This window comes from [Phormidium] sp. LEGE 05292, assembly GCF_015207735.1.
Taxonomy (GTDB): domain Bacteria; phylum Cyanobacteriota; class Cyanobacteriia; order Cyanobacteriales; family Aerosakkonemataceae; genus Floridanema.
In genome coordinates, this window is the sequence record NZ_JADEWG010000064.1 from 1 (window position 1) to 24,512 (window position 24,512).

At 38.8% G+C, this 24,512-nt stretch carries 25 protein-coding genes and 1 pseudogene; 13 read left to right on the forward strand and 13 right to left on the reverse strand.

The window, feature by feature from the left end; all coding sequences use genetic code 11:
* Nucleotides 1-53: 53 nt before the first annotated feature.
* Nucleotides 54-695 (reverse strand): ribosome hibernation-promoting factor, HPF/YfiA family, encoded by a 642-nt coding sequence (hpf, locus tag IQ264_RS17945; RefSeq protein ID WP_193982170.1) that lies wholly within the window; start codon nt 693-695, stop codon nt 54-56.
* Nucleotides 696-1,209: 514 nt separating this feature from the next.
* Between hpf and lipB the strand changes: the two genes are divergently transcribed.
* Both lipB and IQ264_RS17955 read left to right on the forward strand, forming a co-directional pair.
* A complete protein-coding gene (gene lipB, locus IQ264_RS17950; RefSeq protein ID WP_193982171.1) occupies nt 1,210-1,914 on the forward strand; it encodes a lipoyl(octanoyl) transferase LipB in 705 nt (234 codons plus the stop codon).
* A 100-nt stretch (nt 1,915-2,014) separates the two neighbouring features.
* Nucleotides 2,015-2,971 carry an endonuclease/exonuclease/phosphatase family protein gene (locus tag IQ264_RS17955; protein ID WP_193982172.1) on the forward strand — a complete coding sequence of 319 codons (957 nt, stop codon included), beginning with the start codon at nt 2,015-2,017 and terminating at the stop codon, nt 2,969-2,971.
* 236 nt (nt 2,972-3,207) lie between these two features.
* Here the strand turns inward: IQ264_RS17955 and IQ264_RS17960 are convergent, their stop codons facing one another.
* Nucleotides 3,208-4,170: an aldo/keto reductase gene (locus IQ264_RS17960; protein WP_193982173.1), complete on the reverse strand. Its 963-nt coding sequence runs from the start codon at nt 4,168-4,170 to the stop codon at nt 3,208-3,210.
* A 169-nt stretch (nt 4,171-4,339) separates the two neighbouring features.
* Between IQ264_RS17960 and IQ264_RS17965 the strand changes: the two genes are divergently transcribed.
* The 3 genes from IQ264_RS17965 to IQ264_RS17975 all read left to right on the forward strand — a co-directional run bounded on the left by IQ264_RS17965 (nt 4,340) and on the right by IQ264_RS17975 (nt 5,729).
* Nucleotides 4,340-4,636 (forward strand): hypothetical protein, encoded by a 297-nt coding sequence (locus tag IQ264_RS17965; RefSeq protein ID WP_193982174.1) that lies wholly within the window; start codon nt 4,340-4,342, stop codon nt 4,634-4,636.
* A 32-nt stretch (nt 4,637-4,668) separates the two neighbouring features.
* On the forward strand, nt 4,669-5,265 hold the full coding sequence (locus IQ264_RS17970; RefSeq protein ID WP_193982175.1) for a DUF1802 family protein: 597 nt from the start codon (nt 4,669-4,671) through the stop codon (nt 5,263-5,265).
* A 209-nt stretch (nt 5,266-5,474) separates the two neighbouring features.
* Entirely contained in the window at nt 5,475-5,729 is a 255-nt protein-coding gene (locus IQ264_RS17975) for a hypothetical protein (RefSeq protein WP_193982176.1), read from the forward strand.
* 202 nt (nt 5,730-5,931) lie between these two features.
* Here the strand turns inward: IQ264_RS17975 and IQ264_RS17980 are convergent, their stop codons facing one another.
* Nucleotides 5,932-6,711 (reverse strand): ATP-binding cassette domain-containing protein, encoded by a 780-nt coding sequence (locus IQ264_RS17980; RefSeq protein WP_193982177.1) that lies wholly within the window; start codon nt 6,709-6,711, stop codon nt 5,932-5,934.
* A 64-nt stretch (nt 6,712-6,775) separates the two neighbouring features.
* Here IQ264_RS17980 and IQ264_RS17985 point away from each other — a divergent pair, with 64 nt between their 5' ends.
* Complete coding sequence (locus tag IQ264_RS17985) at nt 6,776-7,000, forward strand: hypothetical protein (RefSeq protein WP_193982178.1); 225 nt, start codon at nt 6,776-6,778, stop codon at nt 6,998-7,000.
* 27 nt (nt 7,001-7,027) lie between these two features.
* Here IQ264_RS17985 and IQ264_RS17990 read toward each other — a convergent pair whose 3' ends face one another.
* Both IQ264_RS17990 and IQ264_RS17995 read right to left on the reverse strand, forming a co-directional pair.
* A complete protein-coding gene (locus tag IQ264_RS17990) occupies nt 7,028-7,420 on the reverse strand; it encodes a hypothetical protein (protein WP_193982179.1) in 393 nt (130 codons plus the stop codon).
* Entirely contained in the window at nt 7,417-7,827 is a 411-nt protein-coding gene (locus IQ264_RS17995; RefSeq protein ID WP_193982180.1) for a hypothetical protein, read from the reverse strand. Before IQ264_RS17995 ends, IQ264_RS17990 begins: the two co-directional genes overlap by 4 nt.
* A gap of 108 nt (nt 7,828-7,935) precedes the next feature.
* Here IQ264_RS17995 and IQ264_RS18000 point away from each other — a divergent pair, with 108 nt between their 5' ends.
* The 6 genes from IQ264_RS18000 (at nt 7,936) to IQ264_RS18025 (ending at nt 14,491) form a co-directional block, all read left to right on the forward strand.
* Nucleotides 7,936-9,564 carry a DEAD/DEAH box helicase gene (locus IQ264_RS18000; protein WP_193982181.1) on the forward strand — a complete coding sequence of 543 codons (1,629 nt, stop codon included), beginning with the start codon at nt 7,936-7,938 and terminating at the stop codon, nt 9,562-9,564.
* Entirely contained in the window at nt 9,494-10,708 is a 1,215-nt protein-coding gene (locus IQ264_RS18005; protein WP_193982182.1) for a DUF790 family protein, read from the forward strand. Before IQ264_RS18000 ends, IQ264_RS18005 begins: the two co-directional genes overlap by 71 nt.
* A gap of 30 nt (nt 10,709-10,738) precedes the next feature.
* The gene (locus IQ264_RS18010) at nt 10,739-11,299 is read left to right on the forward strand and encodes a Uma2 family endonuclease (RefSeq protein ID WP_193982183.1); all 561 of its coding nucleotides are present in this window, start codon (nt 10,739-10,741) and stop codon (nt 11,297-11,299) included.
* Between the two features lie 27 nt (nt 11,300-11,326).
* Nucleotides 11,327-11,887 carry a Uma2 family endonuclease gene (locus IQ264_RS18015; protein WP_193982184.1) on the forward strand — a complete coding sequence of 187 codons (561 nt, stop codon included), beginning with the start codon at nt 11,327-11,329 and terminating at the stop codon, nt 11,885-11,887.
* A 334-nt stretch (nt 11,888-12,221) separates the two neighbouring features.
* Nucleotides 12,222-13,820, forward strand: a complete 1,599-nt coding sequence (locus tag IQ264_RS18020) for a hypothetical protein (protein WP_193982185.1) — start codon at nt 12,222-12,224, stop codon at nt 13,818-13,820.
* Between the two features lie 2 nt (nt 13,821-13,822).
* A complete protein-coding gene (locus IQ264_RS18025) occupies nt 13,823-14,491 on the forward strand; it encodes an OmpA/MotB family protein (protein ID WP_193982186.1) in 669 nt (222 codons plus the stop codon).
* A gap of 430 nt (nt 14,492-14,921) precedes the next feature.
* Here the strand turns inward: IQ264_RS18025 and IQ264_RS18030 are convergent, their stop codons facing one another.
* Nucleotides 14,922-15,881, reverse strand: a complete 960-nt coding sequence (locus tag IQ264_RS18030) for a formylglycine-generating enzyme family protein (protein WP_193982187.1) — start codon at nt 15,879-15,881, stop codon at nt 14,922-14,924.
* Nucleotides 15,882-16,645: 764 nt separating this feature from the next.
* Between IQ264_RS18030 and IQ264_RS18035 the strand changes: the two genes are divergently transcribed.
* Entirely contained in the window at nt 16,646-17,044 is a 399-nt protein-coding gene (locus IQ264_RS18035; protein WP_193982188.1) for an endonuclease domain-containing protein, read from the forward strand.
* Nucleotides 17,045-17,320: 276 nt separating this feature from the next.
* Here IQ264_RS18035 and IQ264_RS18040 read toward each other — a convergent pair.
* The 7 genes and pseudogenes from IQ264_RS18040 to IQ264_RS18070 form a co-directional block, all read right to left on the reverse strand.
* Nucleotides 17,321-18,178 (reverse strand): annotated as a pseudogene (locus tag IQ264_RS18040) (formylglycine-generating enzyme family protein); the annotation flags it as partial.
* A 96-nt stretch (nt 18,179-18,274) separates the two neighbouring features.
* A complete protein-coding gene (locus tag IQ264_RS18045) occupies nt 18,275-19,348 on the reverse strand; it encodes a glycosyltransferase family 4 protein (protein ID WP_228061632.1) in 1,074 nt (357 codons plus the stop codon).
* 1 nt (nt 19,349) lies between these two features.
* Nucleotides 19,350-20,183 (reverse strand): glycosyltransferase, encoded by an 834-nt coding sequence (locus IQ264_RS18050; protein WP_228061633.1) that lies wholly within the window; start codon nt 20,181-20,183, stop codon nt 19,350-19,352.
* An 8-nt stretch (nt 20,184-20,191) separates the two neighbouring features.
* Nucleotides 20,192-21,268 carry a glucose-1-phosphate thymidylyltransferase gene (locus IQ264_RS18055; protein WP_193982191.1) on the reverse strand — a complete coding sequence of 359 codons (1,077 nt, stop codon included), beginning with the start codon at nt 21,266-21,268 and terminating at the stop codon, nt 20,192-20,194.
* Entirely contained in the window at nt 21,265-22,149 is an 885-nt protein-coding gene (gene rfbD / locus IQ264_RS18060; protein ID WP_193982192.1) for a dTDP-4-dehydrorhamnose reductase, read from the reverse strand. Before rfbD ends, IQ264_RS18055 begins: the two co-directional genes overlap by 4 nt.
* A complete protein-coding gene (gene rfbC, locus IQ264_RS18065; protein WP_193982193.1) occupies nt 22,146-22,691 on the reverse strand; it encodes a dTDP-4-dehydrorhamnose 3,5-epimerase in 546 nt (181 codons plus the stop codon). Before rfbC ends, rfbD begins: the two co-directional genes overlap by 4 nt.
* On the reverse strand, nt 22,688-24,505 hold the full coding sequence (locus IQ264_RS18070) for a hypothetical protein (RefSeq protein WP_193982194.1): 1,818 nt from the start codon (nt 24,503-24,505) through the stop codon (nt 22,688-22,690). Before IQ264_RS18070 ends, rfbC begins: the two co-directional genes overlap by 4 nt.
* Nucleotides 24,506-24,512 lie beyond the last annotated feature (7 nt).

Below are 24,512 nucleotides of genomic sequence, written 5' to 3' on the forward strand. Positions count from 1 at the left end.
GGGATGGGGAGAATAAAATTGTCCCCTTGTCCCCTTGTCCCCTTGTCCCTCAATTACTTGGCTTGTGTCTTTTCAGAAACGGGTGTATTTTGAGCGGTTTTACCGTTTTTGTGTCCAGTATGACCGTTATTGCGGCGGGGTTGAATTACGCCGTAGCCGCCGTGATTGCGTTCGTAGATGACGTTGATTTCGCCTGTTTCGGCGTTGCAGAACATATAAAAGTCGTGATCTACTAGTTGCAGTTGTTCCAATGCTTCGTCGATCGTCATTGGAGGCATGGCGAAATATTTGGTACGCACTACTTCGCCTGGTAATTCGGGAGTGCGATCGCCAATTAAATCTGGTGTTACTGGCTGTTGTTCAACAACTTCAATAGTTTTTGTTTGGGTTTTCTTATCTAGGCGTTTCTCTTTGTATTTACGCAGTTTACGGGCTATTTTATCAGCAACTAAATCAATGCTTGCATATAGGGTTTCACTACCTTCTTCTGCACGAATTACTGTACCGTTGGCATAAACTGTAACTTCAGCAATCTGCTTTTCGTTGATTCGAGGATTGCGGGCTACTGAAAGATGTACGTCAATCTCATTTGTTACGTTTAGATAATGACTTGTTGCTTTTTCCAATTTTTGATGTACATACTCACGAATTGCATCTGTGATTTCAATGTTTTTGCCGTGAATAACGAGCTTCATATCACATTCTCCCGCTTAATTCTTAATGCTGTACAGGCTTCCTTTTCGCCTGCATCTATGCTTTGGTGAGAAGGAAAGTTGGTCAGAGTGTCCTACTTTCCAAGTAGAAATTTTTTATCTGTTTTTAGGTGCGAAAATGCTGATATCTGTTAATTAGAAATCAGCTGGATATATTGCCGAATTGTTTCGGGTTTACTCGCCTAAAAATCTGTTTCTGGTATGTGAAGCGCCTCAAATCTCTGCTACACGGCGCTGTTCTACCTTGCCCACCTTGAGACCCAAAGTTTGGCGTACCAATCTATCAACTTAGCTGAGCTCTTGTAAATGGGCATTTCTACTTCAAATAGGCTTCCTCCTATTTCAAAAGTCCTTCTACTTAAAACAGTAGCACTTTGTATTCTGGAGTACATAGTAATCTGCCGAGTCTTTAAAATCTTTTGCATCTGTTGACATTTCTTGATTTAATTGTCAGACTTTTTTGGGAAATTAGTTCAATTTACTCTTGATTTTGGGAATGATTTCGAGTAATAATGAAATGTTTGGCTGGAATATTAAAGAAAAATCGCGTTTCTGTTGGCTATTTAACCAGGGATTAGTAGATTACAAGGTTGCCTGGGAGTGGCAGCGATCGCTAGTTGCAGCACGCCGCGAACAGGCAGACTTGCCAGATGTGCTAATCTTGCTGGAGCATTCCTCAGTTTACACTTTGGGGACAGGGGCAACTCAAGAGTTTATTAAATTTAACCTTGACAAGAGTGATTACCAGGTGTACCGCATTGAGCGTGGCGGTGAGGTAACATATCATTGTCCAGGTCAGTTGGTTGGTTATCCGATTTTGAATTTGCGACATTACCGCCAAGATTTACATTGGTATTTGCGCCAACTGGAGGAAGTGTTAATTCGGGTGTTGGCGAGTTATGATTTGCCGGGGGAAAGACTTCCGGGTTATACAGGAGTTTGGCTGTCAGGGTGCAAAGTGGCGGCGATCGGTGTTAAAGTAAGTCGCTGGATTACAATGCACGGTTTTGCTTTAAATATTTGTCCTGATTTGACTGGTTTTAGCAGGATTGTACCTTGTGGAATTGCGGATAAACCTGTGGGCAGTTTATCCCAATTTATTCCTGATATTACTGTAGAAGAGGTGCGGGGAAAGGTGGCGATCGCCTTTGCTGAAGTTTTCGGAGTTCCGCTAGTTGAAGCTCAAATAAATCACTTGTAATAAACTAGGTTCGTTGTCAGGACTTCAGTCCTACTATGCTAGCAATGTACGACTAAAGTCGCTACAACAAACAATCTTGGTAATTAATTAACGGGACAATATGATTGGTCAATACAGATTTAAGGATTTGATTTCCAGTAGCTTTATTGTGGTAACTATTCTGATTACCATTCTTACTATTACTGGATATTTGGGCAAGTTTAACTATATTTTAGATCTTACTGCTCATTTTAAAGTGCAATATCTAGTAATAGGATTTTGTACATTTTTCTTTTTTTTGTTGACGCACAACAAACTTTGGTGGGTGATTAGTCTGGCTTGCATTTTACTGAACTTAATGGAAATTGTACCTTGGTATTTCCCCCAAAGTGCAAGCGCGATAGAAACGGCAAACGGACAATTACGAATTTTTCAATCTAATGTCTTATATAAGAATAAAAGATACTCAAAAGTCATATCTCTAGTTAGGGAAGAGAAACCGGATATTGCTGTTTTTATAGAAGTTAGTAAAGTTTGGGCAAAGGAATTAACAGCTTTAAAAGATATACTTCCTTATTCTGTAGTTTCCCAAGATTATAATAACTTTGGTACTGCTCTTTTTAGTAAATACCCTTTAGAAAATGTGTCATTTGAGCAATTTCAAGGGTCGAAAAAAACTATAGTTGCAACGATTAAATATCAGGGTAAAGAGGTAATATTGATGGGTACTCATCCAAATTACCCTCTAAAAAAAATAGGGTTTAGGTACAGAAATTCACAGTTAGAGGCAATGGCTGATTACTTGGTAAATGTTAATAATCCAGTTTTATTAATGGGTGATTTTAATGTTACTATGTGGTCGCCAATTTATCAGCGATTTGTTGAGAAAACCAAGTTAAAAAATGGGCGGGTTGGCTTTGGTGTACAACCGACATGGCCGAATTTTATGCCTTTAGTGGCGATTCCGATCGATCATTGTTTAGTGAGTCCAAATATTCAGGTTATTAAATCTCGAATTGGTAGAGATGTGGGATCGGATCATTTGCCAATTATTACAGATTTGGCGATCGGGGACTAGGGACTGGAGACTGGGGACTGGGGATTTGGGATGACAGGCATCTTGCCTGTCCTACGGGACAAGGGGACAAGGGGACAAGAGAACTATGTAAAGGGCGGGTTTTGTTGTTAATTCTTCTGCTATGTTCATAGAATTGTCTGCTAAACCCGCCCCTACAACTTAAAACTCTCCAATTTTTCTCCGTAACTCAAAACTCAAAACTTTCCCAGTCCCTAGTCCCCAGTCCCCATTCCCTATTAACTCCAATCCCACATTAAAGGTTCATTTTCTAAAGGATCGGTGACTGTGCGACCGATCGCATCAATCTCAGCTAAATCTTCGGGGGAAAGTTTGACTGCTGCGGCGATCGCATTTTCTTCGATTTGTTTAGCATGACGCGCCCCGGTAATGGCATTTGTTTGGGGTTGGGCAATTAACCAAGCTATTGCTAAATTGGCTAAAGATACGTTGTAGCGATCGGCAATTGGACGCAATTTATCTAAAGCTGCTTGCGCCCTGACAAAATTCTCACCTTTAAAAAGTTTATTATCTCTGCGGTTATCTCCTTCAGGAAATTCATGCCCTGAACTAAATTTTCCGGTTAATAAACCTTGGGCTAAAGGTGAATAAGCCAGAATGGAAATGTTGTTTTCTACGCAGTAGGGCATGGCATCTGTTTCTACTTTGCGCCAAAACAAAGAATAGGGAGGTTGTAAACTATCAATTCTGCCATATTGGGCTGCTTCTTCTAGTTGGGCGCGGGAGAAATTAGAAACACCAATGGCGCGAATTTTTCCTTGTTGTTTTAAGTCATTCATTGCCCGCATTGTTTCTTCTATGGGGACAATTTCGTTGTTAAAAGAACCAGAAGGCCAATGAATTTGGTAAAGGTCGATATAATCAGTTTTGAGGTTTTGTAAAGATCGATCGCACGCCTCAATTACTTGTTCGTACTTGAGATGATTGGCGAAAACTTTTGTAGCATAAACTACTCGATCGCGCACATCTGATAAAGCTTGTGCTACTATTTGCTCGGAGTGTCCCTTACCGTAAACTTCGGCAGTATCAATTGTGGTAATACCCGCTTCAAAAGCCGATCGAATTGCTTTTATTGTTTCCGCATCTTCTATTCCCACCCACATAGTTTTACCTGCTTGCCAAGTTCCCATGAGAATGGGCGTAATTTCAATGTCAGATGACCCTAACTTTCTTTTTTCCATATTTATCTCCAATTTTGTCTAATTATGACTGATTTTATTAATTAATGTTCTTGCCGTCTCAACAGTGAAATGCTATACCTTGACAAGGGTTAAAGTAACTGTCTATTGGCAGAATAAGGCTAGATTAGTAAAGTTATTGGTCTGTAAGCAAACAAGGGTGATATTTTAGATGAATTATAAGAACAATTCCCCGGAAGACAACATAGAACGGCGACTCAGAGAAATTGAAACAGAGATCGATCGCCAGCAGCAAAGTATACCTGTAACTGCCCAGACGCAGAGTAAAAAACCAGTTGGTAGGTTAGCAAAAATGGGGAGAATGAGTAAAGCGATCGCTTTTTCTGCGGTAGCATTAGGAGGAGTTTGGGTGCTAACTACGGTGGTATCTTTTGTTTCCATGATGCTGGGTTTTGTCATAGTGGGCGGCGTAATTTATGCGGCGTGGAAAATTATCTACAGTCGCTAGAATAGCCTTAGTTGCAATGGGAAAAAATCTCAATGGAATTAACTATAATTAATCATGCCTTGAAAGAATGGGCGGTTGCTGTTGATGCTTTAGAAGCGGGAAAAACTATTTTATTGCTTCGTAAAGGTGGAATTAAGGAAGAGGGTAATCATTTTAAAGTTGCCCATAATGAAGTGTTGCTTTACCCGACTTTGGAACATCAAAACCCGGATTTATTAAAGCCGGAATATGCGGATCAAGTAACACCAGTACCATCAGGTTGGCATCCAGAAACTATTCGGATTGGCGCTTGGGCAAAAGTTACTGATATTTTCATGGTAAGTTTTGAACCTAGTATTAAAGCGTTGTTGCCTTTCCATGTTTGGAATGAGCAATTTGTGAGCGATCGCTTAAAATGGAAACCACGTCAGCCAATTTACATTTTACTTTTACGCACTTACAAACTCAGCCAACCCCAAGAAATACCTTACTGTGCAGAATACAGTGGTTGCAAATCTTGGATCGATCTTAAAGAAGGTATTTCTGTTGCAAACGCTACACCAGTTCTCACCGATGCTGAATACAATAAGCGCACAAGTGTAATTCGCAACTCGATCGCCAATCCTTCAGCCGCCAACATACTTAATTAATCTAAGACTTAATTATTACTTTGGGCGGATATTGGCATAAGAGTAAACTTACCCACTACGGGTGATGTTGTACATAAGAAAATTATGCCACAATAGTTGACAAATTACACAAGATAAGGTAGGTTAGCTGGAACCAGAAGCTTAAGAGCGCATCCTCACACAGCCTGCTTGCAGCTTCACCTCCCACAATTGAAAAAAAGGAGATTATTATGGCTGGACAGATGTGCTGGTTGCCTGGAATGGGTACAGGTGGCAGTAAAATTTTACATTTGCGGACAGCATTTCATGAAAACTGGCGACCATATACAGCTTTTCCGCAATTTTCTGTTCCTGACTATCGAGAACCAGGGGGTTCTAAAGGTTGGGCGACATATCAAAAATTAATTGCAGCGGGTTGGATGTTAGTACCCACCGCTGATGCACAGCAAGTTAGATTTGTAAATCCCGATGCAGAGGTAGCCTAAATCTGAATGTTTCCCAGAGATTTCAGGGTTTAGGCAGAAGGCAAAAGTAATTAAGAGGAGGTTTTTTCTTTTGCCTCGTTACTTTTCAATTAACCCGTATAGGTGGAAATTAACATTACTAAACTAAATCCAAGCACGCAAAGTAGTATGAAGTCCAGTTTTTTCATATTGATTTTTGGGTTATGGAGGATTTGCGATCGCTCTAAATACTATCAGAATTTTCAGATTTAGATTGATTGAAAAAAGGTAAACACTGTAAAAATTGTTTTACTTCTTTTTGTTCTGATTTTAAAAACTCCGAAGCAGTATCTATTAATAACATTTTTCCTGATTCCATTAACCCAATTCTTGATGCTAATACAAAAGCTTCTTGAATGTCATGGGTGACAAAAACCACCGTTTTTCCCAACTGTTTTTGGAGTTGACGAAACTCTTTTTGAATTTCAATTCTAGTAATGGGATCGAGTGCGCCAAAAGGTTCATCCATTAATAATAAAGGTGGGTCAGCTGCGAGGGCACGGGCTACGCCAACTCGCTGACGTTGACCGCCGGATAATTCATCTGGATATCTGTGGGCAAATTGTTTCGGGTCGAGTCCGACAAGTTGTAAAAGTTGATTTACTCTTTGGGAAATGCGATCGCGCTTCCACCCCTCCAAACTAGGTACTAATCCTACATTTTTAGCAATAGTAAAATGAGGAAATAACCCCGTTTCTTGAATCACATAACCAATACTTCGCCGCAATTTAATCGGGTTCCATTCAGTAGTAGAAATTCCCTCTACCCGCACTTCCCCACTACTAGGAGTCAGCAACCGATTAATTAATTTCATAGTTGTAGTTTTCCCACAACCACTGCGTCCTAGTAATACCAAAATTTCTCCCCGTTGCACTGTGAAATTGAGGTTAGATACTAAAGGTCGATCGTTAAGTAAATAAGCGACATTGTGAAATTCAACAGCTATTTCGTTATCCTGTACCATGAGAGATGCTCAATTTTAGGACTAATTTTACTATATTTGAAATATACGGTTAGGAGGAACTATTGTGAAAACTATTACTACTATCGCTACAGTAACACCAGATGGCAAAGTTACCCTACAACTACCAGCAGATATTACCCCAGGAGAACATCAAGTAGTATTGGTGATTGATGAAAATATCAAGACAGAGAAGCCGGAAACAAAGAAAGAACGATCGCCTTTAGATTTTCCGGTACATGATGTAGGCCCTTGGCCTGCGAATCTTTCTTTAAGACGTGAGGATATATGAATTTTTGTTTGCGTTCCCGATGAAAAATTAAGGTCGCCACACAATTTGAGATTGTCTTGCTAATAAATCTGCAAGTCTCCTAGCTGTAGCTGGATTTTCTTGCATATTTGGTAAACCTACAATATTTGCATGAGATGTTGAATCAGGTACAACATCTAAATCCAATTCACGAATGCGACCTACTTGAAGACTAGCGACACCGTAACAATTTCTGAATCTGGCTGCACTTTGCTGAGGAGTACAAGCACTAGCAATGTTCACAGAAAGACTTTGTTCATTTTGCCTCAACAAGTAAGCCGAAAATTTGATCTCCCCTGTTTCCCAATCTACCCATTGTTTACGAAGTAATGCCCGATAAACTATGGCATTATCTGGTAATTGTTCAAACTCCGAAGCACCATCATAAGATTGTTCTGTCATGCTTCGTTAAACCACTGTAACCAATGAATTAATCTTGAAGAAGACACTTCATAATCTACAGCATAATCTTCAGCTTTTTGATGATAAATGTGAGCTTTTTTTTCAGAATTTGCTGGACAGAATAAATGAATAGTGCAATCTTTATCTCGGTTTAACCATTCGAGAGTAATTCCGCCAAATTCATCTGTGGAAACCCAAGCTTTAGGAAAGCTATTACCCATGATTTCATACGCCTCTAAAACTAAATTCATCACTGTCTTAAAAGCGTAGTCCGTTGGCTGCAAAACCCCATAATCATCTTCTGCTTCTAAATCTAAAAGTTCCAAAATTCTTTTCACAGTAATAGTAAAGTTAGAAAACTCTCTGTGACTACTGCTATCAGAAAGTATATCCTTGGATAAAGCCATAGAAATACCTGAACTCTTACAAAGAATAGGATAACACAGACAAAATTAGTTACAAATTGCCCCTAAACACCTAAAATTAACGAGGGGAATCACACTTTTAGATAATCAATGCCTCGTACTCCTACTTTAACTTTCGATCGCGGCACCTTAATTCTGCATCCACCACCGAGAGGCAAAAGCTGGGTGGAATTCGCCACTTGGGATGACAGAGTAGAAAAATTTCGCATTCCGGCTATTCATTACCGTCCTTTGGTAGAAGCTTTGCAAGCAGAAGGAATTAACTTTATTGATGAGGCAAAAGAATTTGTACCTCTGCAATTAGTTCCAAGTTTAGAAATGGAACCTTACCCTCATCAAAGTGAAGCTTTGGAGGCTTGGAAATTAGCAGGAAGAATGGGAGTTGTTGTGCTTCCAACTGCTGCGGGAAAAACTTATTTGGCACAATTGGCAATGCAAGCAACGCCACGCAGCACATTAATTGTAGTACCAACTTTGGATTTAATGCACCAATGGTATGCACATTTAGTGGCGGCTTTTCCTGATGCAGAAGTTGGTTTATTAGGAGGTGGATCGAGGGATAAAAGTCAAATTCTTGTGGCTACTTATGATAGTGCGGCTATTAATGCGGAAAGTTTAGGAAATCGCTATGCTTTGTTAATTTTTGATGAGTGCCATCATTTACCAACGGAATTTTATCGGGTAATTGCAGAATTTGCGATCGCACCCTATCGTTTAGGACTTTCCGCAACTCCAGAAAGAACCGATGGTAAACATAAGGAATTAGACCTTTTAATTGGCACAGAAGTTTACCGCAAAACTCCTGAAGAATTAGCCGGAAAAGCTTTGGCAGACCATCAAATTATTCCGATTAAAGTCAAGTTATCTCAACAAGAAAGGGAAAGATACAATGAATTAATCAAAATTCGCAATGACTTTTTGAAGGCGGAAAAAATTCAGTTGGTAAGTCTGGAAGGTTGGCAAAGATTTGTGATGGTGAGTGCGCGATCGCCAGCCGGAAGACGTGCTATGTTAGCTCATAGAGAAGCTAGGGAAATTGCGATCGGAACTGAGGGAAAAATTCGCGTTTTAGCTGATTTATTAGCGGAACATTTTCCAGAACGAATTTTGATATTTACTACGGATAATGCTACAGTTTATCGGATTTCTCAAGAGTTTTTAATTCCCGCGATTACTTATCAAACTCCTGTTAAGGAAAGACACGAAATTTTAACTTGTTTTAAGCAGGGAGAATATAAAAGTTTGGTGGCTTCTCACGTTTTAAATGAAGGGGTTGATGTTCCTGCGGCTAGTATTGCAATTATTCTTTCTGGTACTGCTTCGCCAAGGGAATATATTCAAAGATTGGGGCGAATTTTGCGTAAGGGGGGAGATAATAATAAGCGGGCAATTTTGTATGAGGTGGTGACGGAAGATACTAGTGAGGAAAGGGTTTCTCAGCGGAGAAAGGGAGAGGAATTTGAACCGCAGAGACGCAGAGGACGCACAGAGGAGGAAAAGGAGAAGTTTGTTCAGTTGGAACTTTTGCCTTCTGAACCGATTTATAAGGTTGCTGAATCGACAGAAATAAAAGTTGATGATGCGGTAAAGAATCAGGGAAAATCAGAGATAAGTTATTCCAAGGAAAGTCGGAAATCTAAGAAAAAAAATGTTACCAAGCGAGTTGCTGATTCATCGTCAAAATGGGGAGTCGATAATCCCGAAACGCCTGAAGATTGATGACAAGAATTTGGAGATTGCGACGGATTTAATTAGTTGTTTTGAAGAGAATGTTGGGAAAACTCAAGGTGAGTTGGATAAGCAACTTTTGGAGATGGAAGGCGATAGTCCAGATTATCGGTTAAAGCGGGGTTTTGCTCATTTATTGAAGAGTAGTTTTTCTACTTTTGAAATTGTTAGTCCTCTGGAACCGCAAGAATTACGTCAGCGAGTTTTTACTTTATCTGCACAATCAATCCCTAATCCTTTGGCATCTCAAAGAGTGTTGAATAATTTGGCAGATCAACTAAGTCAGGAATTAAATAAAGAGGTTTCTTCCCAACAAATTCGCACTGGTTTATATGCAGATTTACAGGAAAATCGGATTTTAACTCAGTTCGATCCTCCAGCACCAGAAGATATCATCCATCGTTATAATATTTCGCAAGTGCAAGGAGTTTTTTATCGCGCTAGTCAAATTATCATTAATGCTCATCGTAATGTTCCAGGTGAGTATAAATTGCTGTTTCGTTATTTAAAATTGTTTCAATTAATGGCTTATATTGAAGGTGATGCCGATCATGGTTTTACTATTACAATTGATGGGCCAACTAGTTTATTTAAAGCTAGCACAAGATATGGATTGGCGATCGCAAAACTCATCCCCGCACTTTTGCACGTTACCAAATGGAGTCTCAGCGCCACTTTACAAACAAAAGACATCTACAGTGGTAAGCAAAAAACTGGCAGATTTACTCTTAATTCTGATTGTGGTTTAGTCACTCATTATCCCCCAGGAAAACCTTACGATAGTATGTTAGAAGCTGGCTTTGCTAATCGTTGGGATTCCCTAAAAACTGATTGGGTTTTAGAAAGAGAAGTTGACTTAATTCCCATTCCCGGAAGTGTGATGATTCCCGATTTTCGCCTAGTTCATCCCGATGGCAGAAGTTACTTATTAGAAATAGTTGGTTACTGGCGACCAGAATATTTACAAAAGAAATTTGCCCAAGCAAGAAAAGCTGAATGTGACAATTTGATCTTGGCAGTTTCGGAAAGATTGAATTTAGAAAAAGCTGGAGTTAAAGTCAGTAATACTCCAGCAAAAATTGTTTGGTTTAAAGATAAACTTTCACCCAAAGCAGTGTTAGAAGTTCTAGAATAAATTGCATAAATGAAATATTTGGAGGTTGCAATGCCATTACAATTGTTAAGACGGAAATTTACAGTAAAGCAGTACCATCAAATGGTTGAAGCTGGTATTTTGACAGAAAATGACCGAGTAGAATTAATTAAGGGAGAAATTGTTGAAATGACACCAATTGGTAGAAGACACGCTGCTTATGTTGCTCGTTTTGTTCAATTATTGATAATTCGTTTGGGACAAAGAGCAATTATTTGGCCACAAAATCCCATAGAACTAGATGATACTTCTGAGCCTCAGCCAGATGTAACATTATTGCAACCTCGTACCGATTTTTATGAGTCAGGACATCCACAACCACAGGACATTCTATTAATAATAGAAGTGGCAGATACGACAGTAGAAAGCGACAGAGAAATCAAAATCCCTCTCTATGCCGAAAACGGTATTATTGAAGTTTGGTTAGTGGATATTAATGAACAATGTATTGAAGTTTATCGGGAACCTTCACCAAATGGTTATCAAAATATCCAAAGATTCGTGCGAGGGCAAAATTTATCGATACTCGCTTTTCCTGAAATTATTATAAGTGTAGATGAAGTATTGGGATAAAGTTAATATCAACAATTGGAGGTAGAAATGTCTGTGCAATTATTGAGACGAAAATTTACAGTAACACAGTATCACCAAATGGTTGAAGCTGGTATTTTGACAGAAGACGATCGAGTGGAATTAATTCGAGGAGAAATTGTTGAAATGACACCAATTAATAGAAGACATTCAGCCCATGTCAATCGTTTAAATGAGTTATTTATTTTACGTTTGGCGCAGTTGGTAACAGTAGGAGTACAAAATCCAGTAGAATTAAATGATAGTTCTGAACCACAACCAGATATATCATTATTGCGACGAAAAGCTGATTTTTATGAATCAGGACATCCCCAACCAGAGGATATTTTGTTATTAGTGGAAGTGGCAGATACGACGGTGGAAAGCGATCGACAAATCAAAATCCCCCTATATGCCGAAAACGGTATTATTGAAGTTTGGTTAATAGATATTAACGAGCAATGTATTGAAGTTTATCGGCAACCTTCACCCGATGGTTATCAGAATATGCAGAGGTTTGTGCGAGGGCAAAGTTTATCTATATTGGCTTTTCCTGAAATTATTATAAGTGTAGATGAAGTATTGGGATAAAGATAATTTTATGTATGTAGAGACTTTGTATACAACGTCTCTACTTTATTGTGTTCCGAATCAGAGATAACCTACTTATTTAATCAGCAAGATGGCAGGGTAGAAAATTAGAACTATTTTCTTCTCTTGCTAAAGCTTATTTCATAATTTATTAATTTGAGTAAATAATTTAAGTAGTAACACTGATGCGAATAAAAGTAAATAATCAAATAATAAAAAAGTATAGATGAAAATAAATAACATTCTTTGACTGTTGTGGCAATTAATCAAGCCTGAAAAGTCTCGTATGAACTGTTTCTCTGGTTAATGCGTAATAAAACAAAGGAAAGAATCGATGATTGATGACTTTTTAGAAGTAATTTGGCAGAACAGTTTATTCCATTGGGTAACTTTGGTGTTGTTGATGTTCGCCTGCTTAATTGAGTTGTACTCAACAGTAATGTACATTTGGAAATTAAAAAGCAGTATTACAAGGGAAGCGATCGACTATTTATCAAAAAGCCTAAAAACTGTGACAGTAAGCGGCAAAGAAACAGTTTCTTTGGATTATAAAAATATTCCTAAAGATAATCGAATAAAAATATTTAATTGGTTTAGCAAACATCTGGCTGGAAGAGAATTAAACGATACTTTTATAGCACAATTACAGTATGGACGCTTCGTGCTTTTACAGTATCCGGTAATTCTGGAAAAGCCAGTACCTCGTAGTTCTTTGCGCTTTATTCAAAGCATACTGATTGCGATCGGAGTTTTGGGAACTTTTTACGGCATTCAAGTAGGACTAAGCGGCATTTCTTTAAGCGATATTGGAGAAAATAGCGGACACTTACTCAAGTCAAGCGTTCAACTACTAGAAGGGATGAAAACCGCTTTTTCTACCTCACTAATGGGATTGGGATCTTCCAGTATTTTCACATTAATTTTAGCTTGTTTGGAGTGGGTAAGAAAAAAGTATCGAGATAGCCTGAAAAACAAATTAGACACAATTACTCTATTAGAAACACCGATGCGATTGCTTGAGAGAATTAATCCTGAAGCAAATTTGAAAGCTTCTCAAGCACTTGCCAATGCTGCGGAAATAATGGGAGCGAAATTTGCTGAATTGATAGAAATTCAGCGAGAATTAAGCCCGAAAGCGATCGGACAAGAAATAGGAAGTGTCATCAAACCTGTGTTTGAAGAAATCAGAGTCGAACTAACAGCATTGCGAGAAATCAAGGCAGATCAAGGTCAAGAAATATTGAAAAATTTAATCAAAGAACAGCGCGAACAGTTAATTAAACCAATTATTAGCGAATTAAGTAATAGCGCCTATCTCACAAAACAAGCTTCGGAAACTGTTATGGATTTGAAAAATGAATTAGGGAGTATTGCTCTCAGCTTATCAGAATCGATCGCTACCATCGAGCATTTTCAAGCACAAACTCTGGTCAAACTTCAACAATTTGCCACCAATTTCGGAGATAATGTAGAAAAAACATCTGTTACTTTTATAGGAATTCGTGAAGAATTAGAAAATTCTCTCAACAATCACTTGGAAATCCAACAGCAATTAGTTCAGGAATTTCAAAACAACATTCATGAAATTTTTGTTGAACAAAATAACAACCTTGAAAAATTAGGGGAACAAACTTCTGAAGCAATGCGTATACAGCGTGATGCACTGACTAAAATTGCTAAACAAACAGTTAATACTTTTATAGGTATTCGGGAAGAACTAGAACAATCTTTGCAAACTCAAGCACAAACAGAACGGGAGTTACTTCAAGAATTTCAAAATCGTTCCCTGGAAATTTTTGAGCGCCAAGCTAATAATTTGACTCTAGTTGGAAACGCAGCTTCTCAACAGATGAATGAAGCAACGGAAAAACTTTGTCACCAATTATTACAAGCTGCTGAAAATACTCGGAAATTTAATCAAGGCGAAAATTAATTATGTTTAATTTTAATGACCTAAAACAGCAAGTAGACCTAGACGAAGAAGAATCGAGCGTTTTGCTGTCAATTGGTGATTTGATGTCAGGGCTACTGATGATTTTTGCCCTTCTATTCGTTACAGTTATTGTTCAGCTAAAAGACCGAGAAGAACCGCGTCGAGTTGTAATTGGTACGGTTGTTGAACAGATGAAAGGTAATAATATTAACGTAAAAGTTAACGCTGAAACTGGCGATGTAAGCATTCAGGATAAGATTCTTTTTGATGAGAATAGTGCTGAATTAAAACCCGCCGGGAAGATGTTTCTTAAACAATTTATTCCGGTTTACAGTCGCATTATTTTTTCCAAAAAAGACTTTAAAAGCGAGATTGCTAGAGTAGTTATTGAAGGACATACTAGCTCGAAAGGAGATTATGATAGTAACTTGGAACTAAGCTTATTACGATCGCTTGCTGTGTCTAAATTCATCTTTTCCAATGAGTTGAATTTTCCCACAAAGTCGGAATTGAGAACGAAAATTATGGCAGCAGGTCGCGGCGAGATGGAAGCAAAGCAAGAAGAAGATGCTCCGAGCGATCGCAAAGTCATCTTTCGCTTCCAATTTCGCGGCGAAAACTTCTCAGAATGGTATCGAAAAAACCAGTCTTTACCAGCAAAAAAACCATAAAATTTCAGCTTATGTCCCCCCCTTTTGAAGGAGGGAACTGGATGGGTATTTCGGTTTTTTGCTACAGATTAGATCCCCCCTAACCCCCCTTATTAAGGGGGGAACTGGATGGGTATTTTCTGTTTTTTGCTACAGATTAGATCCCCCCTAACCCCCCTTAACAAGGGGGGAACTGGATGGGTATTTCTGTTTTTTGCTACAGATTAGATCCCCCCTAACCCCCCTACCCTTCGGGAAGGCTACGCCTATAACAAGGGGGGAACTGGATTCAGGATTAAAAGTCCCCCTTATTAAGGGGGATTTAGGGGGATCGTAAACTTGTGTGTACACAGTCGCCTTAAAAAAGAGGATTTTATGTTAAGAAAAAACTAAACAAAAAATTTTTTAGCACTTTGCGCCGGGAAAAAAAGGATAAAAATATAAAGCGGCTCTAAGTTGATGCCGCAGCACAGACAACTCGAAAACCGATCGCACCGTTACGCACACCCGGCAGGTTGAGGAAGCGAAAAGCCGATCGACAGCGGTCAGGAGCATTGAGCCACGAACCACCGCGCAGCAGCCTTCTTGAGCTTTCTTCCCTAGATAACCATGCACTGCCATCAATGGGTGCTCCTGTATAATTATCATGCCAATGGTCAGCACACCATTCCCAAACATTGCCGTGCATATCATAAAGTCCAAAAGCATTGGGGGGAAAAGTACCAACTTCTGTAGTTTGCTCTCGATAAATTCCCTTGCGACTAAAAGCGTAGGTTTGGTTGCCGTTATAATTTGCTAAATCAGGGCTGATAGTTTCGCCAAAATGAAAGGCTGAAGTAGTCCCCGCACGACAGGCATATTCCCACTCTGCCTCACTAGGCAACCGATAATTTCGCCCAGTTTTCTGGGACAGTCGCGCACAAAACTCCACCGCCTCATACCACGACACTATCTCTACCGGAAGATTTGCACCTTTGAATTTAGATGGGTCAGGATTGAGGTCAATTTTGACTTTGGGAAAACCTGCCACTGTGCGCCATTCTGCTTGTGTAACCGGAAACTTACCCATGAAAAAAGGTTTTATTCTAACTGAATGCTGTGGCTTTTCAGTCTCTAAGAATTTCGATTTATTAATTGGTGAACCCATCACGAATGTGCCATCGGGAATGGCAACCATTTCTAGAATTACCCCATTCCCCAAGTCTTCAATAAAAAATTCTGCTTCTTGACGACTGTGTTTAATCTTGCGAGCGATTTCTTCACCTAATCCAAGCCATCGGAAATTTCTTTTGATTATGATAGTCGCAGTTTCAAATTCAAACGTCTGTTTTTGAATTTTCATCTCTGACTTAGGAGTTGTGGAAAAGTTAGCTGTTTGTTGTGGCTTAAATGCTATTTCTCTGTTATTCATACTGCTTCACCCCTAAATAAATCCTAGATTCTACGATCGCACTAACAAATCAGGAAAATACGGGTGCTAAATAATTGCCTTTTTTGGCGATCGCACAGCCTAGCTTTTTTGCTGGGATGGGCGATCGCCTTCCCCAGACAAATTCTCCTTCTAATTAATTTAATAACCTGCCAATACTCTTGGTTCTAAAGCAACAAATTTTTCCCTCAATTCTGACACAGAAACTACACAACAGAGAAGTTTACAGTTACTATTAAATAATTGTCTAAACTCTTCTTTGTACGCTCAATAAATCTCTCACCTACTTGATAAACAAAAATTCCTGTCCCCCCCTTATTAAGGGGGGTTAGGGGGGATCAAATGCCATCATCAAATTACCAAAACCTCCACCTAATAAATCTCTCACTTACTTGATAAACAAAAATTCCTGTCCCCCCCTTATTAAGGGGGGTTAGGGGGGATCAAATGCCATCATCAAATCACCAAAACCTCCACCTACTTGATAAACAAAAATTCCTGTCCCCCCCTTATTAAGGGGGGCTAGGGGGGATCAAATGCCATCATCAAATCACCAAAACCTCCACCTAATAAATCTCTCACCTACTTGATAAACAAAAATTCCTGTCCCCCCCTTATTAAGGGGGGTTAGGGGGGATCAAATGCCATCATCAAATTACCAAAACCTCCACCTAATAAATCTCTCACTTACTTGATAAACAAAAATTCCTGTCCCCCCCTTATTAAGGGGGGTTAGGGGGGATCAAATGCCATCATCAAATTACCAAAACCTCAACAAAACCGATTTTCACCTACCCTACAAACCCCAACTAGTAGAAAGAGCAAAAGAACTTCGCCAAAACCCAACACCCGCAGAAAAAAAGCTTTGGCAAAATTACCTCAGAACCTTTAAATTTCGAGTTTTACGTCAGCGACCAATAGATAATTTTATTGTTGATTTTTACTGCGCTGCATTGAAGTTAGTAATTGAAGTTGATGGAGAAAGTCATTTTACTGATGAAGGTCAGGAATATGACCGAGAAAGAACCCAAATATTAGAAGGATATGGGTTGAAAGTTGTGAGATTTACCAACGATCGAGTGTTGAATAATTTTGAGTTTGTTTGTGAGGAAATTGAGGGTTTGATCCCCCCTAACCCCCCTTAATAAGGGGGGGAATATATTCAAATTCTCTGATTTTTCCAGAGATTAGATCCCCCCTAACCCCCCTTAATAAGGGGGGAACCGGATTCAAGATTTAAATTTCCCCTTTTTAATAAAAAATTGAATTCAAAGTCCCCCTTATTAAGGGGGATTTAGGGCGATCGCCAACTTGTGCCTAAAAGGTTTTATTTTCAAAAAAAACAAAAAAACTTTTTAAGTCCTTCGCGCAGGGAAAAGAAAAGAGGGAAAAGGGCAAAAGGGTTAAAGTATAAAGAGGCTCTAAGTCCACTCCGCACTACACACAAGACGAAAACCGAAAGAGTTGTTAACAAGGTCCGCAAAGCCGTTGCTGCGACAAGCCGAACGACAGAAATCAGGAAAGGAGTACCACGAACCACCGCGCAGCCGCCTCGATGAAGTTTCATCACTAGATAACCATATACTCCCATCGTTAGGTGCGCCATCATAATTTTCATGCCAATGGTCAGCACACCATTCCCAAACATTGCCGTGCATATCGTAAAGCCCAAACGCATTAGCGGGAAAACTGCCAACTTCTGTAGTTTGCTCTCGATAAATTCCCTGAGAACCTGAAGCGTAGACAAAGTTGCCATCGTAATTGGCTAAATCGGTTGTAATTGTTTCGCCAAAATGAAAAGGCGTTGTAGTTCCCGCACGACACGCATATTCCCACTCTGCCTCACTCGGCAACCGATAATTTCGCCCGGTTTTCTGGGATAGTCTTTCGCAAAACTCCACCGCCTCATACCAGGACACTTGCTCTACCGGACGATTTGCACCTTTGAAATGAGACGGGTCAGGATTGAGATCAATTTTGACTTTGGGAAAACCTGCGACTGTTTGCCATTGCGCTTGCGTAACCAGAAACTTACCCATCAAAAAGGGTTTTATCGTCACTGAATGCTGTGGCTCTTCACCATCTGATGATTCTGGCTCATCAGTTGACGAACCCATCAGGAATGTGCCACCAGGAATGGCAACCATTTCCAGAATTACCCCATTCCCCAAGTCTTCAGCAAAAAATTCTGCTTGTTTACGACCGCGTTTGATTTCGTAAGCAATGTCTTCACCTTTTTTGACAACAGAAATAGTTGCCGTCTCAAAATCAAAAGCCTGTTTTTGCATATTAAATGTGTTTGGGGTTTCAATTTATTAGAGTAGCTATGCTTGATAATATCAAACTTACCGATTAACAACCCACCCCTAATAATTTTAAAGAAATCTTCGCAACACCGCCGCCGTAGCTTCTCCCGTTTTCTCCCAACTAAATAATTTGCATCTGACAAAACCAGCTTCCCGCAAACGCATTCGCAAACTTTCATCATTCGCCAAACTTTGCATTGCTTCGGTAATTTCTCCCACATTATCAGGATTAACTAAAATCGCCGCATCCCCCGCTGCTTCTGGTAAAGAGGAAACATTGGAAGTAATTACCGGAGTTCCACAAGCCATCGCTTCTAATACCGGAAGTCCAAAACCTTCCCAAAGACTAGGAAAAATTAAGGCAATTGCTTGATTAATTATTGTCGGTAATTCACTATAAGGAACGTATTCCAAAAACTTGACTTGATTACTTATTCCTAACTGATTTACTGCTGCTTTCAATGTGGGAGTAAAGCGTGAATCGAAAGATCCAGCTATCCACAATTCATAGTCACTTCTATTAGGTAAGTTAGCAAAAGCGGTAATTAATCGGTTAATATTTTTATAAGGATCGTGTCTACCAATATATAAAAAGTAATTGCGCTTTGGCAAATCTAAAAATCGAAAGTGCGTTTCATTATATGCTAACAAAACAGGTGTAACTTTCCCTTCGGGAATTTGGAAAAACTTCATTACATCGTTAGCAGTTGAAACCGAATCACAAATAATATGTTGTGCTTGTTGTAAGACAAAAGGTAAAAAATAACGATAGTAATTAGTTAAAGGCGAAAATCGCCTGGGAAAGCGCAAGGGAATTAAGTCATGAACTGTCAAAACATATCGACAACCAGCATAAATTGGTGCTTCTGGTAAAGGCGAAAATAACAATTTAGCTTGCAGTTTTTGATAAATTTTTGGTAGTTGCAACTCTGTCCATAAAATGCGGGAAAAGTTCCCTTTGGTTCCTTGTTCTGGTGTTAAGTTCGACGGTACTGGATAACAGTTAAAATCTGAAATATTTCTGCTAGATAACAAAGTGGGATTGAAGGGTTTTAAATGGGGGAAAAGATTAAAAGCGTAGGTACTAATCCCCGTTGGTTTAGCCATTAAAAATGCTAAATTTATTAGTAGTTCGTTTGCCAAGTTAAAACACTCTCCTTAAATAAAGCGATATTCCAGCAAATTTTCCCAACGCGACTTTTGGGTTGAATGGAAGTAAGTATATCGCATTTAAAAGCAAACGAACGAATCTTAATAAGAGGACAATTTTATTTGTGTATCTTTCGAGAGTCAGCAAATAGCTGTAAGTACTATGCTGAAATTTTAAAACCGCATTTTTCCCGGTAATCGCAGAAGGTTGATGAACTACTCCTATTTGATTAGTAATGGCAATTAAATGTCCTTGTTTGGCATAGCGTTGGCAAAAATCAAAGTCTTCGTAATAAAGAAAGTATTCTGGATCGAATTGCGGACAAATAGAAAATTTTTGGAGATTGATTAATAAACTACAACCGCTAACCCAATCAGTTTTTAAATACGGAATTTGGGAATTTTGAAAGTCAATTGTTTTAGTAATAATCGCGCCATTCTTAGGGATAAATTCACCACTAGCAAACCAAGTATCGCCAGATGTGGTGTAAATAATTGTACCCAATATAGAGAGTTCGGGATGGTTTTGGAAAAGTGCTGGAACTTTTTCTAATGCTTTGGGTAACAAATAAGCATCTGGATTTATCAGCCAAACGATCGCTTTTTGATTTTGCTGATAAATCCAGTTTAATCCTAAGTTACAAGCTTTCCCAAAACCGAGATTTTCTCCTGATTCCAGAATCACAACTTTGTCAGTTTTTAAATCCTGAATAGATTTATCTTCTGGAGAATTGTTGACAATAATAATTTTGTAGTCAATAACTTGGTTAGGATAAATTGAGTTAATTAACTTGGCAATTAACTGGCTGGAATAATAGTTAATTGCCAAAAGGTAGATCACGTTAACTCAATTTGACTGTCATCACCGATCATAAATCTTAAGGCTTTTGGACGTTGTGGTGCAGCAACTAATTGCACTCGCTGTCCAATTACACTATCAACTATTCGTTGATGAATTTCGATTACTTTAGCACCCTGTAAAATTACACTATGGTCGATTTCTACATCGATTAGGTTAACATTATTGCCAATGCTGCTGTAAGGGCCGACAAAACAATTTTCTAAATAACAATCGCTGCCGATCGTTACAGGCCCACGAACGGTACAATTAACTAATTTAGTACCAGCGCCAATTTGCACTCTACCAATTACTTGACTTTTTTCATCTACTTCACCCAGAACAGATTGGGCTAAGCAAGTTGTATCAAGAATAATCCGATTTGCTTCGAGTAAATCGTCTTTTTTCCCGGTATCTAACCACCAACCTTCTAGTTGACAAGCTTCGACTTTTTTCTGTTGGCTAATTAAGTACTGAATGGCATCGGTAATTTCTAATTCGCCCCGGGCTGAGGGTTGAATATTTGCGATCGCATCATGTATCGTATTAGCAAAAAAGTAAATTCCCACCAATGCTAAATTAGAAGGTGGAACTTTCGGTTTTTCTACTAAATGCAAAACTCGCCCATTTTCATCAACTTGTGCCACCCCAAAAGCTGTGGGATTAGGAACTTCTCTTAACAAAATTAAAGCATCTGTTTGTTGATTTTTAAACCTATCAAGAAACAGATGCAATTCACTTTGAATTAAGTTGTCACCCAAATACATAATAAAGGGTGAATCTTCTAAAAATGGCTGGGCGATTTTTACCGCGTGAGCCAAACCAGCTGGTTGCTCTTGTAAAATATAAGTGATGTTAGCACCAAAACGATCGCCATTCCCCGTCTTCGCTTTTACCTCTTCCCCAGTTTCAGGACTGATAATAATCCCAATATCCGTAATTCCCGCCGCCACAATTCCTTCAATTCCATACCAAAGAATTGGTTTATTAGCGACGGGAACAAGTTGTTTTGCACCAGTATAAGTCAGAGGTCTAAGTCTTGTTCCTTTACCGCCGGACAGAATTAATGCTTTCATACGCTAATAGTGTATAGTTCAGTTAACATTTTTCTCAATCCCTGCCGCCAATGAGGGGCAAAAGTTCCCAATACTTTTGATATTTTCTCACCAGCAAGCACCGAATAAGCAGGGCGAGTAGCGGGAGTGGGATATTCAGGTGTAGTAATCGGAACTACTCGCTGAATTTGCAAATCCCATCCTAATAGTTTTGCTTCCTCAAATATAGCAACTGCAAAGTCATACCAACTAGCAACGCCACTATTTGTATAGCTATATATTCCCGCAATTTCTGGCTGAAACAAGGTAATTAATTGGGTAATTGCATTGGCTAAATCTAATGTATAAGTTGGACTACCAATTTGATCTGCAACTACCCGAATTTCTGGCCTATCTTTCCCCAATCTCAGCATAGTTTTGACAAAATTACCTTTGCCACCTACACCATAAACCCAAGCAGTTCGCAAAATAATATAATTTTGACAGCTGTTTTGAATAGCGATTTCCCCAGCCAGTTTAGTTTTACCATAAACACTCAAGGGATTGGTTGGATCTGTATCCTGATAAGGCGAACTTTTGCTACCATCAAAAACGTAATCAGTGGAAACGTGAATTAAAGGAATTGCTAACTTTTCACATTCTTCGGCTATGATACCAGGTGCGATCGCATTAATTGCATTTGCTAATTCTGGTTCACTTTCCGCTTTATCAACAGCGGTGTATGCCGCAGAATTCACTATTACATCGGGTTTAACTTGATTAATTAGCTGACGAATCGCCTCTGGTTGAGTTAAATCTAGTTCTGCCCTTCCGACTCCAATAACTTCGCCAATACTAGGAAGAACACCGCTTAATTCTTGCCCTAATTGACCGTTAACTCCGGTGACTAATATGCGTTTCATGGGTATACTTCTGCGTCTTTAAAGGGTTGACCAGCTATATCTTTTGCAGATAAAATCGGTTCAGAGTCTAGAGGCCATGCGATCGCTAAATCTCGATCGTTCCATAAAATAGACCTTTCATGTTGTGGTGCATAATAATCGGTAGCTTTGTATAAAACTTCCGCCACTTCTGAGACTACCAGAAATCCATGAGCAAAACCAGCCGGAACCCACAACTGCTTCTTATTTTCTGCGTTCAACAAATAACCAACCCATTGCCCAAAAGTCGGCGAACTTTTTCTAATATCCACCGCCACATCAAAAATTTCGCCCGACACTACCCGGACTAATTTTCCCTGCGCTTGTTCAATTTGGTAATGCAAACCCCGCAGCACATTTTTACTAGAACGCGAGTGATTATCTTGAACAAAATTAACTTCTACACCAATTTTTTCGGAAAAACTCCGTTGGTTGTAACTTTCAAAGAAAAAACCCCTACTATCTCCAAAAACTTGGGGTTCAATCAGGAATACATCAGGAATTGGACTAGGGACTACTTTCATGGATTTTCGATTACATGAGTCCCTCCTATTTTAATCGCTTTACCTGTATCACTGTCAAATGCCCAAGCATTTATTTTTACCTTGCCTTTCGGCAGTTTACTGATAGAGAAAGACGTTTCCCACCCAGACATAGAATATGCAGCTTTCTTGAGTACTTTGACTACATCTACCCTTGGAGTTCTGGTGCCAGACACGGCAAATATTATATCATCATTCTTTGCATCTCTATAAGTTAAAACTACAGCATCCGCTGGTTCTTTTCTGTTTGGTAATCTAGCCCAACCCCTGGCAATAAATTCATCTTTCTTAGCTGCTTTATTAATTCCCTCAAACCACCCATAATTATTAATTTTACCACTGGATAATTTAGGTTTTTCTATTTCTTTTATCCTGGTAGTTGTTATCAAACTTGGCTGGAGATATCCTAACTGATTAATATCATCTACCACTGCATATACTTGATATAATTTATCATGAACTTTTTTTATCAAACAATCCTGATTTTCGGTTACTTTGATAAATAAAAGACAAGCTTTTCCTTGTAATCGCTCTGCTCTCCACAGACTTGATACATGAACGCCATGAACATAAGTTATACCCTGCAATATTAACACAATTACAGTCAATAACATGAGTGATTTACTCAAAATATTCTTATATCTTGAAAAATACCCTTTATTAATTCCATCATTAATAATTATAGGTATTGTATGAATTAAAGCAATTAAAATATAAGTTGAAAAAGTGATATATCTTGTTGGAAGCGCATGGTCTAAACCCCAGCCAGACCGACCTAACGTAGTTAGGAAAGCAGTAAAAACTCCGTAAAATCCAATCACAATCCAACCCAGCATTCGGTAAACCAGTGCTGAATCATTGAATTCCTTAAATAAGTAAAAGCATACACCTATAAACAAAATTATGGTGATAAAACCTATAATTGTAGTTAAACTGAAAACCGCTTCTAAAGTCTGTTGAAATATAAAAATCCCTTGTCCCAAAGGGGAACCCAGAAAAATTAAAAAGAATTGTATTGACCTTTGCGGATGAAGTATTGCTTCTAAAAAACTGGGAGTTCCTAATGGTTTTTGATACCCATATAAATAAATTACTGTATTAGCTGTAAAACCAGCCAACCATCCTACAACCAGCCACTTCCGTCGCAGCAAATCTTTCCATGTCCATGAACTACACATAGCCAGAATTGGAAAAACAACTACCCAGCACAATACGCCATTGGCATAAGAAAAAGTGCTGATAGTAGACAAAGCCATGCAGATTAAAAATTTGTATAATATTTTTAGCTCAGAGTAAGCAACTAATACAGAAAAAGTGACACAAAGAATTGGCATGAAAACTATCAGTTGTATACCCCACAGCCAGTTTTCAACTTGCATAGGGCTAAATATGAATAAATTGGTAATAACTAAGATAATTATTCTTTTCTCTAAATTTATATCTACTGTTAATCTATTCAGTCGGTATATATTAAAAGAGACTACACAAGCAACCAATAAGGTAACTAGCATCTCATATCTCACTTCCCAGTGGGATAGATATGCCAAAGGAATAAAAATCAATCGGGGAAATAAATATCTACTATCATTATGCTGCGAAATCAGGTCAGCAAAATCAAGTTTACCTTCAAAAAAACGAACCAACAGAGGAGCAAAAATCCATTGATCCCCAAAAGGAACTCGAACTGCGTATTTCAAAATTAAAATCAGAATGAAGCAAGCTGGAATGATTGTTAAACTTAAAAATACCAATTTCAGATAATTGTGTGCCAGCTTTTCACGGATTTTGGAGTACATTATTCCT